This is a genomic window from Occultella aeris (assembly GCF_902703175.1).
Classification (GTDB): domain Bacteria; phylum Actinomycetota; class Actinomycetes; order Actinomycetales; family Beutenbergiaceae; genus Occultella; species Occultella aeris.
In genome coordinates, this window is record NZ_CACRYJ010000028.1 from 44,693 (window position 1) to 60,400 (window position 15,708).

Sequence of the window (15,708 nt, forward strand, 5' to 3'; positions counted from 1 at the left end):
TCGATGACCCGGGAGGTCATGCGGAGTCGGCGACCATGACCTCTGACGTCATTGCCGCACCTCACCGGTTGTGGGCAGGCTGTGTGACATGACCACGATGGCGGACGGTGTCGGCTCAATGGTGCGGCGATGGCGGGAACGGAGGCACCGGTCCCAGCTCGACGTTTCCATCGCCGCCGATGTCTCGACGCGACACCTGAGTTTCATCGAGACCGGGCGGTCCACGCCCAGCCGGGACATGATCGAGCGGCTCTGCGACGAGCTCGACGTGCCACTGCGGGAGCGGAACGCGTTCCACCTGGCAGCTGGCCTGGCGCCGGTGCACCGGGAGCGGCCGTTCGCCGATCTGGGCGCGGCCCGCCTGGCGGTCGAGGCCGTCCTGGCCGGGCACGACCCGAACCCTGCCGTGGCGGTCGACAGTCACTGGGACCTGCTCGCGGCCAACGCCGCGATGCGGAGGTTCCTGGCGGATATCCCGGCCGAGCTCGCCGGGCCGCCGCTGAACATGCTGCGCGCGACCATGCACCCCGACGGATTCGCGAGTCGGCTGCGGAACCCGGCGCAGTGGCGCGCCCACGTGCTCCGGCGCGTGCGCCGGCAGTGGGAACGTACCGGCGATCCGGTGCTGGCGGACCTGCTCACCGAGCTGGAGTCCTACCCGGCTCCCCGGCCCGGCGGGGACGTCGCGACCACCGGTGGGGACATCGCCGTTCCGATGCTGCTCGCCACCGAGTTCGGGGACCTCGCGCTGCTGTACGCCGTCACCGTGTTCGGATCTCCGCGGGACGTGACCCTCGACGAGATCGCGATCGAGACGTTCTTCCCGGCCGACGACGCGACCCGCCGGATCCTGGTCGCGGCAGCCGGTGGCGCCTAGCCAGACCCCCCGCGATCGATCGCCTGCCCGGGCGTCGGCTCGCGCTCGGGTTCGAAGACGATCTTGGCGACCGCCCAGCCGACCGCGGTGACCGGAACGGCGAGGACGGCGCCAAGGATGCCACCGAGGATGGTGCCGATCGTCAGCGAGAGCAGGATGACCAGTGGGTGCAGCTTCAGCGACTGCCCCATCACAACCGGCTGTAGGAAGTCGCCCTCGAGCTGGTTCACGGCGATCACCAGGATGACCACGATCAGTGCGGTCAAGGGTCCGTTCGCGACCAGTGCCACGAGCGCGGCGAAGATGCCCGCCACCGTTGCGCCGACGAGGGGGATGAACGCGCCGAAGAACACGACGACGGCGAGTGGCAGCGCGAGTGGGACCCGCAGGACCGCCAGGCCGACTCCGATCGCGACGGCGTCCACCAGGGCGACCAGCGCCGTGCCGCGCACGTACCCGCCGAGTACCTTGACGGCGGTGGTGCCGATCCGCTCGCCCCGATCCAGCGGCTCGCCGCGCAGCGGGGTGAGGAAGAAGTTCCAGATCTTCTCCCCGTCCTTGAGGAAGAAGAACAGGACGACGACGATCAGGACCAGGCCCGTGATCACCTGGCCGACGGCCGACAGGCCCGCGACGGCCCCGGAGCCGAACTGCGCACTCGTCACGAACTGGGTCGCGGCATCGAGCACGGCGTCCCAGTCGATGTCGAACGAGAGCTGGAACCGCTGCAGGATGTCCTGGAGCTCGATCAGGCCTTCCCCGGCGGCCACGGCGAGTTCCTCCCACTGGTTCCGCACGGCGAAGACGATGCCGGTGACGACGCCGCCGATCACCACGACCGCGCCGATCAGGGTCAGCCACGTGGCGAGCAGGGCAGGGACACCCCGCCGGCGTAGCCACGCGACCAACGGGGTGAGTGCCGCAGCGAGGATCAGCGCGACCATCAGCGGGATCACGACGAGCTTGACCTGGATGAGGCCCAGCACGACGATCGCCGCACCCGCGATCAGGATCATGACCTGCAGTGTGCGGATGCTCGACCGTCCGAGGCGGTCCGTCCAGAGGTGGGACATCCCACCCGGCGCGGGCCCGTCCACGACCAGTGACGGCCGACCGACCTCGCGCCCCGTACGCACCCGTGCCGACTCTCCCGGCTCGCCCTTGCGTCGCCGCCTGCCGATCGCCATGTCTGCCTCCGTGTGCCGAGCGAACCCTTGCCAGTCCGGCCCTCGCCACGCTAACAGCGGCATGCCCCGACGACCCGGCGAGCCGCGGTCGTTGGGATGATGCGCCAGAATCTCCTTGAGGGCGTTCGGGACCGAACGACAACGGCCGACAGCTGGGGGGCGCACATGTATACGAACATCGAGGGCGAGGCATCGGCAGTTCCGGCCTCGCGTCGTGGCGCACGCAGTACGGACGGCGCCATCGACGTCGAGTTCCAGGGCTGGCTCGGCGACGACCTGCTCGACCTCGTCGACCGGTGGATCGTGTCCGCACGTCTGGCCGACGCGCTACGCGCATCCGACCTCACGGGCTACCACCTCGCACCCGTGCAGTTCACGAAACACCCCGACTGGGCTCTGATGAAGCACGAGTTCGAGTTGCCCGAGCGATGGGAGCGGCTCGTGCCGACCGGCGAGCGCCGCGACGGTGACGACTTCGCGACCGAGCCCGCCACGGGGCTGATGGCCAGCGGTCGCGCACTCGAACTGCTGCGCTCCTTCCGGCTCGAGCAGGCCGAACTCAGCGCCGTCACGGCGCCCGTCCACGGAAGCGACGCGGAGGCCGCCGCCGCCGAGGCCGAGCGGCTCGCCCGCGTGCGCGCGCTCGACGCCGAGAACCAGAAGGCGGCCACGATCGAACGTGCGGAGCGGCAGCGCGCCGCCGACGAGCACGCCGCTCGGCGCGAGGCCAGGATCGCCGAGGCGCTCGTGCGGCACCGGGTTGCGCACGGCGAGCCGGTCGAGCCCACCGGCGATCTCGACGTGATTCGCGCCGGCATCGGCAAGCCGCTCGAGGACGAGCGCGTCGCCGCGGTACTGGCACTCGCGTCGCTGCCGCTCGAGATCGAGGTGACCCGGGAGACGAAGCGGGAGCGACTCGAGACCCACGCGTCGCCGGATGAGGGATTCGAGGCACGGTTCAAGAACGGCAGGCTCGAGCGCGTCGTGCTGTTCCCGCGCGGTCGCCGGGGCGCGCCCTACCCGCGCTCGCGCGACCTCATCCACGGCTTCGACTTCTCCGCCGCGACGCCCTGGGACGTCGTCGAGGCGCTCGGCGAACCCGGGTACTCGAAGTGGGGTGCGCGCGGCACCCTCGAGTACGTCATCGGACGGGACACGCTGCACCTCGGGTTCCTGCGCGACCTCGTCGACGCGATCGTGGTCCTGAGGAAGAAACAGCGCCGCGTCTAGAGCGAGGTTCCGGTGCCCGCACCGGAACCAGCCCGTCGTCGCGCGCTACTGAGCTGCCTCCTCGTGTGCCGCTGCCTCCTGTGCCGCTGCCTCCACGCGGGCCTTGTACGTCGACCACCACACCTGGTTGCCTTCCTCGGGAAGGTTCGAGACGCCGTCGCGCAGGCCCGCGGCGCCGTCGATCTGCTCGCGCACGATGTCCGCGTGACCTGCGTGCCGGGCGACCTCTGTGGCGACATGGACGAGGATGCGGCCGAGCGTGACCTGGCCGTGCTCGCCCCACCACGGCACCACGCCGGGTGCCTCGAGGTCGAGCGCCGCGATCGTTGCGGCGCCATGGGCGCGCACCCGGGCGAAGATGTCAAGGATCGAGGCCGTCGACTCCTGCGGCGTGGCCCACATGTCCGCGTTCGCCTCCGCGTCCTCGGCCATCCACGGCTGCGGGTCCGGGAACGGGAGCGCGAACACGCTGCCCAGGTAGTCCGCCTCCACGCCCGAGACATGCTTGACGAGGCCGAGCAGGTTGGTTCCGCTGGGGGTCAGCGGGCGGCGTAGGTCGTACTCACCCAGGCCCTCCAGCTTCCAGAGCAGCGCGTCGTTCTGCCCGTCGAGGTAATGCGCGAGTATCTCCTTCAAATCATCCATGCCCGAACGCTAGCGCGGGCGCACGGCAGTTGCGCAGGCCCGGCTCGTACCGATCGCAGGGCCCGGGCGCTCCTGCGACACTGACGAGATGAGCGATGCCACGCCGCCTGGAATCGACAGTGTCAACACCCTCCTCATCCTCGGCGCCTCGGGCGACCTCACGAACCGGCTCCTGCTGCCGGGTCTGGGCTCCCTCCTGGCCGCCGAACCGGAACGCCAGGTCCGGGTCGTGGGCGCCGACCTCGCCGACCTCTCCGAGCAGGACTGGGCAGCGCGCGTCCGGTCCGCCCTGAGCGGTGCCGGGGTGCCCGCCGCCGCCGCCGGGGTGATCGCCGACCAAGCCCGGTACGTCCGGACCGACGTCCTGGACGCCGACGCGCTGGCCGGGCTGCTGGACTCCGTCGCCGGGCCGACCGTCCTCTACTTCGCGCTACCGCCGCGCATCTCGGTGCAGGTCTGTGAGCTGCTCGAGAGCCGCGGCGTCGACCCCGCCACCCGGCTCGCCCTGGAGAAGCCGTTCGGCACCGACCTCGCCTCGGCGGAAGCGCTGAACGTCCGGCTGCTCAAGGTCGTCGAGGAGAACCGGATCTTCCGGGTGGACCACTTCCTCGGCCTGAGCTCGGTGCTGAACCTCTTCGGCGTACGGTTCGCGAACCGGCTGCTGGCTCCGGTGTGGACGTCCGAGCACATCGAGAAGGTAGTCATCCGCTACGACGAGGACCTGGCCCTGGAGGGCCGGGCGGGCTACTACGACCGAGCCGGTGCCCTCGTGGACATGATCCAGTCCCATCTGCTGCAGGTGCTCGCGTTCTTCGCCATGGAGGCACCGGAGACGTTGGACGCGGAGCAGGTCCGCTCGCTCAAGGCGCAGGTGCTGCGAGCCACCAGGATCTGGGCCGACGATCCGGCCGGCTCGTCCCGGCGCGCCCGGTACACCGCGGGCACCATCGGAACGCGCCGGGTACCGGACTACGTCGCCGAGGAGGGCGTAGATCCGGCCCTGGATACCGAGACCCTCGCCGAGATGATCGTCGAGATCGACAACGAGCGCTGGAGCGGAACGCCATTCGTGCTGCGTAGCGGCAAGGCCCTGGGCGAGGCCGTCAAGCAGATCGAGGTCTTCTTCCGCGAACCGGCCCACGTGCCCTCCGGCCTGCACGGCACTGGCCACCCGGACATGCTCGTGCTCGGTCTGAAGCCTGCCGAGATGCTCATCTCGATGTCCGTCAACGCCGAGGGCGACCCGTTCGACCTCGAGCAGAAGGACCTTCGCGCGACCCTCGGCGCGTCCCGGATGCTGCCGTACGGCGAGGTCCTGGACCGCATGCTCGACGGCGATCCGATGCTCTCGATCCGCGGCGACGTCGCGGAGGACTGCTGGCGGATCGTGGCCCCGGTCCTGGCCGCGTGGCGGGCCGACGAGGTACCGATGCAGGACTACCCCGCCGGGTCCGCGGGGCCCGAGGGCTGGGGCGCCGTGCCGGGCGTCAGCGACCGAACCGCGCCAGGACCCGTCCGGTGACGTCGCGCAGCGCTCGCAGCGGGCGGGTCACCCGCCACGAGGTCGACGCGTGCAGGGCATCGAGCTCCTCTTCCAGCTGAGTCACCCGCGCCGAGACCGACGCACGTGTCTGTGCGAGTTCCGTGCGCAGGTCCGCCCGCTCCTCGAGCAACGCCGACCGCTCCCCCCGCAGCCCATCCGCCTCGGTTGCGGTCAGGCCCCCGCAACCGATCAGCACCTCGTCGCGGACGCGAAGGAGTTGGGCGAGCCGGTCCCGCGCGGCGGGTGGCGTCGCGGCGGCTTCCAGGGTGACGAAGAACTCGAAGCCGAGTGACTGCCCGCCGAGCACCTGGACGAACGGCTGATAGCCGAGATCCCGGAGGTCGTCGAGCAGGAACTCGAACGAGGCAGGCGTGAACCGCCACCGGTGAGTGTCGTGATAGACGTCCTGACGGTCGCCGTCGGCGATGACCTTGGCCGCTCCCTCGAGGGCGGGCAACTGGAGTCCGATCGCCCCGGTCTGTCCCGGCCACCAGGCGACCTCCCCGTCGAGGGTGCACGCGTAGGCGGTGTGGTCGAGGAGGCTGCCGGGCGTGTGGAAGGTGGTCGGGCGCAGGTGCGCGTCGACGACCTGACCGAGCGTGGACGGCGGCTTGAAGTGGTCGAAGCACCAGCGTAGGTCCGGCACCACCAGGGCGAGGCGGCCGCCCGGGCGCAGCAGCGCGGCGCAGTCGTTGAGAAAGCCGATCAGGTCGACCGTGTGCTCGATGAAGTTGGACGCGATGACGTAGTCGTACGTGCCTGGGGCATCCACCACGTCGGCGAGGCTGCCGCCGGACCAGAGGTGGTCGACCACCTCGATCCGCTCGATGAGTGCCTCGTCGAGCCCATAGCCGCGGTACTTGGCGATGAGTTCCTCGCGCGGCGCGTGGTCGATCACGCGAACGTCAAACCCGGAGCTCTTCGGCACGAGCGGGTTGTAGGACGGGCCGATCTCAAGACCGCGGCCAGCGAGGTCCACACCCGCGAGCGCAGTCTGCGTGCGCAGGTCGGCGGGTGGAGGTTCCCTGGCGGCGGCAGTGTCGGCCATGGCACTCATCCTGGCACTCGAGGCGTGGGATTCTCGTACCTTCCGATCGCGGGTCCGTGTCGGCTGCAGGCGCCTGCGACGACGACCAGGAGGAACTCGACGCTGTAGATGTCCGCAAGTGGCCCGCAGACCGCCATGCCGAGCGGCATCGACACTGCCATCGTGGTCAGGGGCAGGTTGCCGCCGAGGCGGGCGACCGACTCAGAGCCTGACCGGCAGACCCGCCTCGACAGACCGCTGCGCCGCCGTGACGATCGCGAGCGTGCGCGCCCCCACGGCGCCGTCGGGCTGCGGGGTTCGGCCGGTACGCACGGCGTCGAGGAACTCGCCGACCATCCGGGCGTCCAGGTCCGCTCCGAAGCCGGCCCAGACCTCGCCGTCGGCGTCGTAGCCGGCCACGTGCGCCGCGAAAGGGTCGATCCGCACCGACCCGGCGGTACCGTGCACCTCCAGGGTGAGCCCGCCCCAGTTCGGCGCGGACTCCGGGTGGCTCCACGAGCAGTCGATCGTGGCGATCACGCCGGAGGGGTACCGGATCGAGACCACGCCCCCGGTCTCCACGTCCACGCCGGCGTCGGCCCGCAGGATCCGGTTCGTCACGGCGTGCACCTCCTCGGCCCCTTCACCCAGCAGGGCGTCGATCAGGTCCGCGACGTGCACCACGTGGTCGAGGAGCGCACCGCCGCCGGACCGGGCCGGGTCGGTGAACCAGGACCGTTGGGCGAGCGGCATCTTCCCGTTGTTGGTACCGAGGATCGAGTAGATGTCGCCGAGCTGACCGGCGCGCACCCTCGCCACGAGGTCGGTGAAGACGCTCGCGAACCGCACCGGGTACGCCGTCATCAGGATCACGCCGGCCGCGTCCGCGGCGGCAAGCATGGCCGCGGCGTCCGCGTCGGAGGTGGCCAGCGGCTTCTCGCAGAGCACGTGCGCGCCGGCGGCGCTCGCCTGTTCCGTCAGCGCACGGTGCGCGGTGTTCTCCGCACAGATGACGACGGCGTCCGGCGCTCTCGCGAGCAGCGTCGCCACGTCCTCGACGTAAGTGACGCCGTGTTCCGCGGCGAACGCCGCGCCGCGCACGGTGCCCGGGTCGTAGGGCCCGGGGTCGGTGCCGAGCACCTCGACGCCCGGCGTGGCGGCGAGGATCCGCGCGTAGGAGGACGCGTGCGTGTGCGCGAAGGACAGGATGCCAACGGTGAGTGGCGCGGTCGTCGGGCTCATCGCGATCGGCCCGGGTGCGGTCGTCATCGCAGGCTCCCCTCGGTGCTCGGTTCCGTCGGTTCCGTGGGCAACTCCACGACTTCGCCGCTCGCCGCCGAGGCCAGCACCGCCTCGGCGATTGCCACGGCCCTGACGCCGTCGACGCCGCTCACGGATGCTTCTGCGCCCGTGCTGATGGCCGCCCAGAAGTCGGCGAGCTCGGCCGTGTACGGGCTCATCGAGGGGTTCGGCGCCGGAAGGTAGCCACCCGCGTTGGCCGGGCCACCGAGGTGGACCCGGGCGGAGTCGGCCCGAGCCATGTCGTACCGGAGCAGGCCGCCGTCCCCGGCGATCTCGAACGAGGACGTGAACGGCAGGCCGGGGTGCCCCCAGACGCCGTAGACATGGCTGATCGCACCGGAGCCGTGGGTGAGCGTCACCGCGGCGCTGGCGACGCGACCGCCGTCGCCGGCCCTCGCCGTCGACCGTGCGAACACCCGGGACACAGGCCCGGCGAGCCATTCGGCCTGGTCGAGGTCGTGGATCATCTGGTCGAGCACGATCCCGCCGGACCGTGCTTCGTCGAAGAACCAGTCCGCCTTCGGCGCCGCGCTCATCCGGCGGAACCGGGCTACCGCGACCGTGCCGATCCGCCCGGCGCGGATCGCGGCGCGGGCGGCGGCGTACTCGGGGAAGTAACGCACCACGTGGGCGGGGAACAGCCGCACCCCTGCCGCCTCGGCGGCCTCGACGACCGCAGTCGCCTCGGCGGAGGTACGCGCGAGCGGCTTCTCGCAGACCACGTGCTTGCCCGCACCGATCGCGGCGAGGGCCAGTTCGGCGTGGGTGGAGGTGGGGGTGACGATGTCCACCAGGTCCACCTGTGGCCACAGGTCCGCGAGGGTGTCCGCGGTGCGGAATCCGAACCGGTCGGCGAGGGCCTGCCCACCATGCTCGGAGTGCACCACGACGTCCGCGCCGAGGGCCTGCCAGCCGGCGGCGTGCACCCCCGAGATCCCGCCGGCACCGATGAGGCCGACGCGGGGCGCGCTCACGCCTTCCTCACTGCGGGCACGCGGCCGATCAGGTGGGCGGCGTCCCACGTGGACGCGGACAGGTCGAGCTGGGTCTGGCGCACGAGGCTCACGTAACTACCGTATCGAACCGTGAGCGCCCGCGGGTCACTGGATGAGACAGAACGGGTGACCCGCCGGATCCAGGTAGACCCGGAAGCCGCCGTCCTTCGAGGGCTGGTGCTCGTGGCGCCGCGCACCGAGGGCGAGCACCGACGGTTCGGAGGCGTCGATGTTCACGACGGTGAGGTCGAGGTGGACCTGCTGGGGGTGGGCGCCTCCGGGCCAGGTCGGCGTGACCCAGTCCTCGATCCGCTGGAACGCGAGGGTCGGGCGCCCGTCCGGACGCTCCGGGCTCACCCCGCCGCCGGGCGGCACCAGGTTGACCCAGTCCCGGTCCGCGCCGGGCTCCATGGGCCAGCCGAGCAGCTCGGAGTAGAACCCGCCGAGCGCCAGCGCGTCGGGGCAGTCGAGGATGATCAGATCGAGGACCGGCTTCGCGATCGGTGCGTCAGTCATACCGGCGAAGGTACCGGCGGCTCCGGACGGATCCCGTCCGGATGCGTCGCACCATCTCCCCTGCAGGACGGATGCGCACCTGCGGCGGTCATGGTCGACTGGAAGGCATCGACAAGGGAGGAATCGATGAGTCACACCCTCGCCGAGGAGTACCTGCTCCTGATTCTCGACGACGAGTCCGGCAAGCCGCTGCTCGACGCGAGCAGCCTGCACACGGCCATCGCCGCGGCAGCGCTGACGGACCTCGTGTACGACGGTGCCCTGGAGATCACCGAGTCGGACGGGCCCGTGAAGAAGGGCCGGTTCGCGCGGACCGGGCGAGCCGAGCCGACCGACCCGCTGCGTCTGGAGATCCTCGAGAAGGCCCACGGTCGCAAGCCCAAGGATGCCGTCTCGGCCATCGGTGGGATGTTCTCCTGGTCCGACCGGGCCAAGACGCTCAAGGAGCAGCTGCTCGAGCGGCTCGCCGGTGAGGGCGTCCTGGAGCAGCAGGAGAGCAAGATCCTGGGCATCTTCACGAGCACCCGATGGACGCCGGGTGAGGTCGACGTCGAACGCGAGATCCGCGATCGGGTCCGCGCGGTTCTCGTCGACGGCGCCGAGCCGGACCGGCACACCGCCACCCTGATCTCGCTGCTGCAGGCCACCAGGGTGGTGCGCAAGGTGTTCCCGGACGCCGACCGCACGGTCATCGACCAGCGGGCCAAGAACATCGCGGCCAGCGACTGGGCTGGGACCGCGGTCCGCCAGGTCATCGACGAGGCCACCGCCGTGATGGTCACGACCTACACCTGAGCCCCGGATCCGCTGGGATCGGTAGCATCAGGATGCGCGTGGTAACCCGGGGCGATGCCGCGGTACTGCCCGAGGACCCGCACGATCTGGCACCTGGTGCGTTGAGCCGTGGCGGCACGGTTGCGGCGCTCCTCGGGACGGCACTGGTCACGGTCGGCTTCGCCGTCGGTATGTGGTTCGTGCCCACGGACCCGCCCCCGGGTTCCGGGACGGTCTGGTTCATCGGCTGGAACCTGTTCCCGTTGCTGTTCACGCTCCCGGTGACCGTCACGTGCGGCTACTTCCTGTCCCGCTCGCGCCGGTCCCACGCGTTCGTCGCGAACTACGACCGGCTCCGTCGGAGCACGACGCACGTCGAGGGGATCCTGCGTGAGGTGGCGGCCAAGAGGCAACTGCTCGAATGATGCCGAGAATCCGGGTGGAGAACGCCCGGAATGGTCCCTAGTCTCGCGATCATGGCCGTGCACTGGACCCTCGGTGGTGACGCGAACGACCCACGACGTCTCGCGGACTTCTGGTCGGTGGCCCTCGGCTATGTGGCCGAGCCCGGCTACGACGACCCTGACGGCGCCTCGATCATCGACCCGGACGGGCACGGACCCGCGATCGGGTGGCTGCGCGTGCCCGAGGGCAAGAGCGCGAAGAACCGGCTGCACATCGACATCCGGGTGGCCGGCGAGCCACCGTGGGACTGGGTCCGGCGGGCGGAGCTGATCCGCGAGAAGGTGTCGGAACTGACCGCCGCCGGCGCCACCCGGGTCCGCGACGAGCAGTACCTCGACGACGACGGCCGGACCATCCTCGGCCACGTGGTGATGACGGACCCCGAGGGCAACGAGTTCTGCGTCGCCTGACGAGTGCCTGTCGGGTCAGACGGCGACGCGCTGGGCGGGCTGGATCGGGGTGGCCGTCCGGGTCCTCGACGAAGGCCACCGAAGCCGCCCCTCCAGGAACGGGTGCGGACCCTCGTGGTCCGAGGCCCAGCAGCGAGCGCGAGCGCGTACGCGCCGTCGACGTCGTCGATCCCAGATCGTCACGCACGCCCTGTGCCCGGAGGTCACCGGGGTGAGCCCCTGGCTGCTCGCCGCTGGGCCGGGCAGGCCAGCCCGAGCCCGAACCCACCGAGCGTCATCTCGATCTTGACGGCCGCCGTCGGGCTGGACCGGAACGTAGAAGTCCATTCCTCGACGCTACTGCGTGAGGGCGAGCGCCCTAAGGGCGGGAGCGAGCCGATCGGCGAGACCCTGGTCGTGGCGGGCGGCCTCCTCGGCCAACGCAGCCAGGCCGGCGGTGTGTGCTCGGCGCAGCTCCTCCGGTTCGACGGCGCAGGGCCGGGTCGCGGCGAGCGCGTCCAGTTCGCCGACAGGCAGTCGGTCGACGCCGCGACCCTGGTGGGGGTTGAGGCCATGGCGCAGGCACGCGAGCGAGATCAGGCGCTCCCTGATCCCGTCGAGCATGATCGACGCCTGCCAGAGCCGGCCGCGGGCGACGGCCGAGCGGGAGTGCAACGCGTACAGCCAGGCCATGGCGACCAGGTTCGCCGGCTCCGGCAGGGTCGGCTCCGTCGCCGCGTTGGGCGCGCCGAACAGCACCCGGAACCCAGGCTCGGTGGCCCGGAAGGAGTCACGGCGCCAGAAGGAGAGGTCCACCTGGAGGGAGTTCGCGAGCAGGAAGACCCGGAACAGGGTGCCGGCGCCGTGGACGTCGAGGGTGTCGGCGACGTCCTGCTCGGTGCGCAGCCACGCCGTCCAGTCGTCCGCGACGTCGTCCGGGTCCACGCCGTCGGCGATCTGCAGGGCCAGGTCGATGTCGGACCACCGGTCCTGGCCACCGGTCGCCGCGGAGCCGACCAGGGCCGCTCCGACGACCCGAGGATCACAGCGGGCATGCTCCTCCAGGAGCCGGACCAACTCGTCCCGGAACTGCGTGGTGAACATGGGATCCGATGGTAGGCCAGGCGGAAGGCGTCGAGCCGTGGCCAGTAGCGACGCGACGCCGCTGTGACGACCGGAGGCGTTCAACCAGGTCCTCGGCGACGTCCCTGCGCCGGGTGGGCCGAGCCGCCGCACCGATCCTTTGGCCGACGCGGCTCGCCTCCCTGCGAGCAGTCACGGGTCACCACATCCGGATGATGTCGCCGGGTGCCCTCTCGCACGATGCTGACGACCGTGCGCCCGACTCTCACGTTCCGGAGGTGCTCGTGCAACGTCCGCTCGCTGGTCTGACCCGCCAGAACCTGACGCGCGAGCTGCTCGCCGGCGTGACGCTCCTTGCCATCGCGGTCCCGCTGAACATCGGATACGCCCAGATCGCGGGGCTCCCGGCGACCGCGGGTCTGTACGCGCTCGTGCTGCCCACGATCGTCTACGCGCTCACGGTGTCCTCCCGCCAACTGGTGGTCTCCCCGGATGCCGCGGCCGCGGCCCTGGTGGCGTCGTCGATCGGCGGGCTCGCGGTCGCGGGCAGCGCCGACTACTCGACGCTGGCCCTGGCTCAGGCGATCATCGTCGGCGTTCTGTTCCTCGCACTGTCCTACTTCAAGCTCGGGTTCTTGGCCGACTTCCTGTCGAAGCCGATCCTGGTGGGTTTCGTGGGGGGCCTGGCCCTGGACATCATGGTCAGCCAGATCGCGAAGATGCTCGGAGTATCGATCGACTCGGGCGGGGAGTTCGTGGACAAGGTGGCCGGCCTCGTCACGGATATCGGCACGACGAATCCCTGGTCGTTGCTGATCTCGGTCGCAGCCGTCGCGGTACTGCTCGGCGGCCGCCGACTCATCCCGGCCGTGCCGTGGGCGCTGATCGTCCTGGTGGTCACCACGGTCGCCGTCCTCCTGACGAACGCGTCCGCCGCCGGCGTGGACGTGCTGGGCGAGGTGCCCGCCGGACCACCGCAACTGACGTGGCCGACCATCGAGCTCTCACTCTGGCTCGCCCTGATTCCCTCCGCGATCGCACTGACCCTCGTGACGACCGCGGAAGGGCTCCTGGTCGCGCGCTCCTACGGTGAGAAACACGGCTATCCCACGAGCCCGAATCGCGACCTGTTCGCGTTCGGTGTCGGCAACATCGTCGCCGGTGCCTCGGGAAGCTTCACCATGGGTTCCTCGACATCGCGCACGGCGGCGATGGATCAGGCTGGATCCCGGACCCAACTGCCGTCGCTGGTGCTGGCCGTCGGCACCTTCCTGCTGCTGGTGTTCGGCACCGCCCTGCTGGCTGACATCCCGTCCCCCGCCATCGGGGCGATCGTCGGCGTGGCGATCATCCCGCTGCTCGGGATCCGCGAGTTCGCCGCGCTGTGGCGCAAGGACCACTTCGAGTTCGCGATCGGCGCCGTCTGCTTCGTCGTCACCCTCGTGGTGGGTTCGATCGCGGGAATCGTCGTGGCGTTCGTCCTCGCCCTCATCAACCTCGCCAAGCGGGCCGCGCACCCGGCGATCGATGTGCTCGCCGCCTCCGGTGAACCCGGAGAGTCACTGCTGACGGACGCCCCCAGAGGGAGCACAACCGCTCCGGGCGTGATCGTCATCCGGCTCGCCGCACCGCTGTTCTTCGCGAACGGGGACGTGTTCAGCCGGGCCGTGAAGAGCGCGATCACGGGCGCCGAGCCTGGCGCTGTCCGCCATCTCGTCGTCGACATGGAGGCGGTCACCGACGTCGACGTCACCGGCGCCGAGTCGTTCGAGGCACTCCTGCAATGGCTCGACGGTCAGGGCGTCTCGGTCGGTTTCAGCCGCGTCCGCGCCGCGACCCTCGAGCGGGCGACCAGGCTCGACCTCATCGGCGGTCGGGCTGTCTATCCCACCAACCGTGCCGCGCTCTCCGCCCTGGCCGCGGATGAGCCCGTGGCACCCGCAGCCGCCGGTGAGGGGAGGTAGCCCCAGCCTGCACTCGTGACCGGCACTTCCACGAACGGCACGGACATCTGTACATCCCAGGAAGGAAACCCATGACACAGTTCACGTACGGCCCCGTCGAGCTCTACCTCGTCGGATTCGAGGGCGACCGGCCAAGTCCGGGCGTCGTCTCGGCACTCACGGAACTCATCGACAACGGCTCGGTGCGACTGCTCGACTTCGTGATCGTGTCCCGATCGGAGTCCGGTGAGATCACCGTGGCCGAGGTCGAGGACCAGATCGACGACTACGGCTTGGGTGACTCCGGCCTCAGCGCGACGGGTCTCGTCGCCGAGGAGGACATCGCCGAGTTCGCCGAGCTCATCCCACCGGGCGCCTCTGCCGCACTCGTCGCCCTGGAGCTCTCCTGGGCTCGGACCCTCGCGGACCGGCTCGACGCCTCCGGTGGCGTTGTCCTGCGCACCGAGCGGATCCCTGCACCGATCGTCAACGCCATCACCGATGCACTCGCATCCGAACAGTAAGGAGAACCGACATGCCCTTGATGAGGAGATTCGGACGACCTGGCCTCATCGGCCTCGCCGCACGCACCGCCGTGGTGGCCGGCACAGCCACCGCCGTCAGCGGCGGGATGGCCAACCGACGACAACGGCAGGCGCAGGCCCAGTACGAGCAGGAACAGTACGAGACTGCCCAAGCCCAGGCGCAGCTGAACGCCGCTGCGCAGAACGCCGTCGCACAGCAGGCGCCGGCGTCCGCGGCACCCGTCGGCGGCGACCTGGTCGATGAGCTGCAGCGGCTGGCGTCCCTGCGTGACTCCGGCGCACTCACCGACGCCGAGTTCGACGCCGCCAAGGCACGCCTACTCGGCTGATAGACCGACCTAGGGAGGCGGAGGCGAGTATCGGGGCAATACGCCGCCCGGCTCCGACCGGGCACCCGGCCGTGGGACAGCCGTCCCGGTTGGGACGCAATCACCGTTGGCCGGGATGTTGAGGGGAGCGTGCGGCTGTGGCCATCTCGGGATCGATCCGGCATGGGCTTGGGTAGTCGGTGTTGTCGACGACGTACGTGGCCCGCCTCCACGGGTGCGCCGCCGCGAAGTACAGCCGCTGACCACCGACGTAGCGGCGCATCGTCGGGTGCTCGGGATCTGGGTGGCTGCCATCGCGCACCGCCATCCGCGCGGCGCTCACCGTGAAGGGCACATCGAGGAAGGCGGAGGCGTCCCACACCGGGGCGAGTTCGTCGCGGTGCAGGAACAGGCCCTCCACCACGGTGACGGCGTCCGGCGGAGCGAACGCCGTCTCGACCGTTATCGACGTTTCGGTGTCGAGGTCGTACACCGCCGGGCGGTACCAGCCAGTTCCTCCGGGGCTCAGAGGACTCAGCACCTGTTCCCTGAGCGCTGGGTAGTCGTAGCTGTCCATCCAGTAGCCCTCTGGCGACGTGCGCCCCTTGGCGTGCCTGACCGCCGCAGGGTTGAGGAAGGCATCAGCGTGGATGAGAATCGCCGGTCGCCGTTCTTCGAGGTGCGAGACGAGCAGGGTGGCGAACGAGGTCTTGCCACTCCCGTCGACACCGTCGACGGCCACCAGCCGGCGCCCTGCGCCGAGCCGCCGGAGCAGGTCATCCGCAAGCCACTCGACGAAGGAGTCCATGTCGTCACTATTCCAGCGCCCGCCTACCCGGCCCGCACCTCCGAAGCCCCCCGGAGGTCCGCGCCCCGGGC

17 protein-coding genes are annotated in these 15,708 nt (G+C 70.6%); 9 read left to right on the forward strand and 8 right to left on the reverse strand.

Annotated features, from left to right (window positions below; genetic code table 11):
- Positions 1-88 precede the first annotated feature (88 nt).
- Positions 89-877 carry a helix-turn-helix domain-containing protein gene (locus tag HALOF300_RS10050; RefSeq protein WP_156740825.1) on the forward strand — a complete coding sequence of 263 codons (789 nt, stop codon included), beginning with the start codon at positions 89-91 and terminating at the stop codon, positions 875-877.
- Here HALOF300_RS10050 and HALOF300_RS10055 read toward each other — a convergent pair.
- Positions 874-2,064 carry an AI-2E family transporter gene (locus tag HALOF300_RS10055; protein WP_156740826.1) on the reverse strand — a complete coding sequence of 397 codons (1,191 nt, stop codon included), beginning with the start codon at positions 2,062-2,064 and terminating at the stop codon, positions 874-876. The two genes, HALOF300_RS10050 and HALOF300_RS10055, sit on opposite strands and share 4 nt — an antisense overlap.
- Positions 2,065-2,229: 165 nt before the next feature.
- Here HALOF300_RS10055 and HALOF300_RS10060 point away from each other — a divergent pair, with 165 nt between their 5' ends.
- Positions 2,230-3,294 (forward strand): hypothetical protein, encoded by a 1,065-nt coding sequence (locus HALOF300_RS10060; RefSeq protein WP_156740827.1) that lies wholly within the window; start codon positions 2,230-2,232, stop codon positions 3,292-3,294.
- Positions 3,295-3,339: 45 nt separating this feature from the next.
- Here HALOF300_RS10060 and HALOF300_RS10065 read toward each other — a convergent pair whose 3' ends face one another.
- The gene (locus HALOF300_RS10065) at positions 3,340-3,939 is read right to left on the reverse strand and encodes a DinB family protein (RefSeq protein ID WP_156740828.1); all 600 of its coding nucleotides are present in this window, start codon (positions 3,937-3,939) and stop codon (positions 3,340-3,342) included.
- A gap of 88 nt (positions 3,940-4,027) precedes the next feature.
- Here HALOF300_RS10065 and HALOF300_RS10070 point away from each other — a divergent pair, with 88 nt between their 5' ends.
- On the forward strand, positions 4,028-5,461 hold the full coding sequence (locus HALOF300_RS10070; RefSeq protein ID WP_156740829.1) for a glucose-6-phosphate dehydrogenase: 1,434 nt from the start codon (positions 4,028-4,030) through the stop codon (positions 5,459-5,461).
- Here HALOF300_RS10070 and HALOF300_RS10075 read toward each other — a convergent pair.
- The 4 genes from HALOF300_RS10075 to HALOF300_RS10090 all read right to left on the reverse strand — a co-directional run bounded on the left by HALOF300_RS10075 (position 5,427) and on the right by HALOF300_RS10090 (position 9,322).
- Entirely contained in the window at positions 5,427-6,530 is a 1,104-nt protein-coding gene (locus tag HALOF300_RS10075) for a class I SAM-dependent methyltransferase (RefSeq protein ID WP_197522447.1), read from the reverse strand. The genes HALOF300_RS10070 and HALOF300_RS10075 overlap by 35 nt on opposite strands.
- Before the next feature lie 201 nt (positions 6,531-6,731).
- A complete protein-coding gene (locus HALOF300_RS10080) occupies positions 6,732-7,778 on the reverse strand; it encodes a Gfo/Idh/MocA family protein (protein WP_156740831.1) in 1,047 nt (348 codons plus the stop codon).
- Positions 7,775-8,785: a Gfo/Idh/MocA family protein gene (locus HALOF300_RS10085; protein WP_156740832.1), complete on the reverse strand. Its 1,011-nt coding sequence runs from the start codon at positions 8,783-8,785 to the stop codon at positions 7,775-7,777. Before HALOF300_RS10085 ends, HALOF300_RS10080 begins: the two co-directional genes overlap by 4 nt.
- Before the next feature lie 126 nt (positions 8,786-8,911).
- A complete protein-coding gene (locus HALOF300_RS10090; protein ID WP_156740833.1) occupies positions 8,912-9,322 on the reverse strand; it encodes a VOC family protein in 411 nt (136 codons plus the stop codon).
- Positions 9,323-9,448: 126 nt separating this feature from the next.
- Here HALOF300_RS10090 and HALOF300_RS10095 point away from each other — a divergent pair, with 126 nt between their 5' ends.
- Genes HALOF300_RS10095 through HALOF300_RS10105 form a run of 3 tightly spaced genes read left to right on the forward strand, consistent with a single transcriptional unit; the run spans position 9,449 to position 10,971 of the window.
- The gene (locus HALOF300_RS10095) at positions 9,449-10,117 is read left to right on the forward strand and encodes a GOLPH3/VPS74 family protein (protein WP_197522448.1); all 669 of its coding nucleotides are present in this window, start codon (positions 9,449-9,451) and stop codon (positions 10,115-10,117) included.
- Positions 10,118-10,149: 32 nt separating this feature from the next.
- A complete protein-coding gene (locus tag HALOF300_RS10100; protein WP_156740835.1) occupies positions 10,150-10,521 on the forward strand; it encodes a hypothetical protein in 372 nt (123 codons plus the stop codon).
- Between the two features lie 51 nt (positions 10,522-10,572).
- Positions 10,573-10,971 (forward strand): VOC family protein, encoded by a 399-nt coding sequence (locus HALOF300_RS10105; RefSeq protein ID WP_156740836.1) that lies wholly within the window; start codon positions 10,573-10,575, stop codon positions 10,969-10,971.
- Positions 10,972-11,307: 336 nt separating this feature from the next.
- Here HALOF300_RS10105 and HALOF300_RS10110 read toward each other — a convergent pair whose 3' ends face one another.
- Positions 11,308-12,054 (reverse strand): nucleotidyltransferase domain-containing protein, encoded by a 747-nt coding sequence (locus HALOF300_RS10110; RefSeq protein ID WP_197522449.1) that lies wholly within the window; start codon positions 12,052-12,054, stop codon positions 11,308-11,310.
- A 257-nt stretch (positions 12,055-12,311) separates the two neighbouring features.
- Between HALOF300_RS10110 and HALOF300_RS10115 the strand changes: the two genes are divergently transcribed.
- From HALOF300_RS10115 to HALOF300_RS10125, 3 genes are all read left to right on the forward strand, one after another.
- Entirely contained in the window at positions 12,312-13,997 is a 1,686-nt protein-coding gene (locus tag HALOF300_RS10115) for a SulP family inorganic anion transporter (protein WP_231955211.1), read from the forward strand.
- A gap of 71 nt (positions 13,998-14,068) precedes the next feature.
- On the forward strand, positions 14,069-14,500 hold the full coding sequence (locus tag HALOF300_RS10120; RefSeq protein ID WP_156740837.1) for a DUF6325 family protein: 432 nt from the start codon (positions 14,069-14,071) through the stop codon (positions 14,498-14,500).
- Between the two features lie 11 nt (positions 14,501-14,511).
- Positions 14,512-14,850, forward strand: a complete 339-nt coding sequence (locus HALOF300_RS10125) for an SHOCT domain-containing protein (protein ID WP_156740838.1) — start codon at positions 14,512-14,514, stop codon at positions 14,848-14,850.
- Positions 14,851-14,950: 100 nt separating this feature from the next.
- On the opposite strand, the gene HALOF300_RS10130 is transcribed toward HALOF300_RS10125, so the two are convergent.
- The gene (locus HALOF300_RS10130; protein ID WP_197522450.1) at positions 14,951-15,571 is read right to left on the reverse strand and encodes a nucleoside/nucleotide kinase family protein; all 621 of its coding nucleotides are present in this window, start codon (positions 15,569-15,571) and stop codon (positions 14,951-14,953) included.
- Positions 15,572-15,708: the final 137 nt, after the last annotated feature.

What these genes read in the sequence shown, in the direction of transcription:
- HALOF300_RS10110 (WP_197522449.1), bottom strand. Translation starts at nt 12,054, where the DNA reads ATGTTCACCACGCAGTTCCGGGACGAGTTGGTCCGGCTCCTGGAGGAG.
- HALOF300_RS10055 (WP_156740826.1), bottom strand. Translation starts at nt 2,064, where the DNA reads ATGGCGATCGGCAGGCGGCGACGCAAGGGCGAGCCGGGAGAGTCGGCA.
- HALOF300_RS10105 (WP_156740836.1), top strand. Translation starts at nt 10,573, where the DNA reads ATGGCCGTGCACTGGACCCTCGGTGGTGACGCGAACGACCCACGACGT.
- HALOF300_RS10060 (WP_156740827.1), top strand. Translation starts at nt 2,230, where the DNA reads ATGTATACGAACATCGAGGGCGAGGCATCGGCAGTTCCGGCCTCGCGT.
- HALOF300_RS10070 (WP_156740829.1), top strand. Translation starts at nt 4,028, where the DNA reads ATGAGCGATGCCACGCCGCCTGGAATCGACAGTGTCAACACCCTCCTC.
- HALOF300_RS10065 (WP_156740828.1), bottom strand. Translation starts at nt 3,939, where the DNA reads ATGGATGATTTGAAGGAGATACTCGCGCATTACCTCGACGGGCAGAAC.
- HALOF300_RS10120 (WP_156740837.1), top strand. Translation starts at nt 14,069, where the DNA reads ATGACACAGTTCACGTACGGCCCCGTCGAGCTCTACCTCGTCGGATTC.
- HALOF300_RS10100 (WP_156740835.1), top strand. Translation starts at nt 10,150, where the DNA reads ATGCGCGTGGTAACCCGGGGCGATGCCGCGGTACTGCCCGAGGACCCG.
- HALOF300_RS10050 (WP_156740825.1), top strand. Translation starts at nt 89, where the DNA reads ATGACCACGATGGCGGACGGTGTCGGCTCAATGGTGCGGCGATGGCGG.
- HALOF300_RS10090 (WP_156740833.1), bottom strand. Translation starts at nt 9,322, where the DNA reads ATGACTGACGCACCGATCGCGAAGCCGGTCCTCGATCTGATCATCCTC.
- HALOF300_RS10075 (WP_197522447.1), bottom strand. Translation starts at nt 6,530, where the DNA reads ATGGCCGACACTGCCGCCGCCAGGGAACCTCCACCCGCCGACCTGCGC.
- HALOF300_RS10125 (WP_156740838.1), top strand. Translation starts at nt 14,512, where the DNA reads ATGCCCTTGATGAGGAGATTCGGACGACCTGGCCTCATCGGCCTCGCC.
- HALOF300_RS10080 (WP_156740831.1), bottom strand. Translation starts at nt 7,778, where the DNA reads ATGACGACCGCACCCGGGCCGATCGCGATGAGCCCGACGACCGCGCCA.
- HALOF300_RS10095 (WP_197522448.1), top strand. Translation starts at nt 9,449, where the DNA reads ATGAGTCACACCCTCGCCGAGGAGTACCTGCTCCTGATTCTCGACGAC.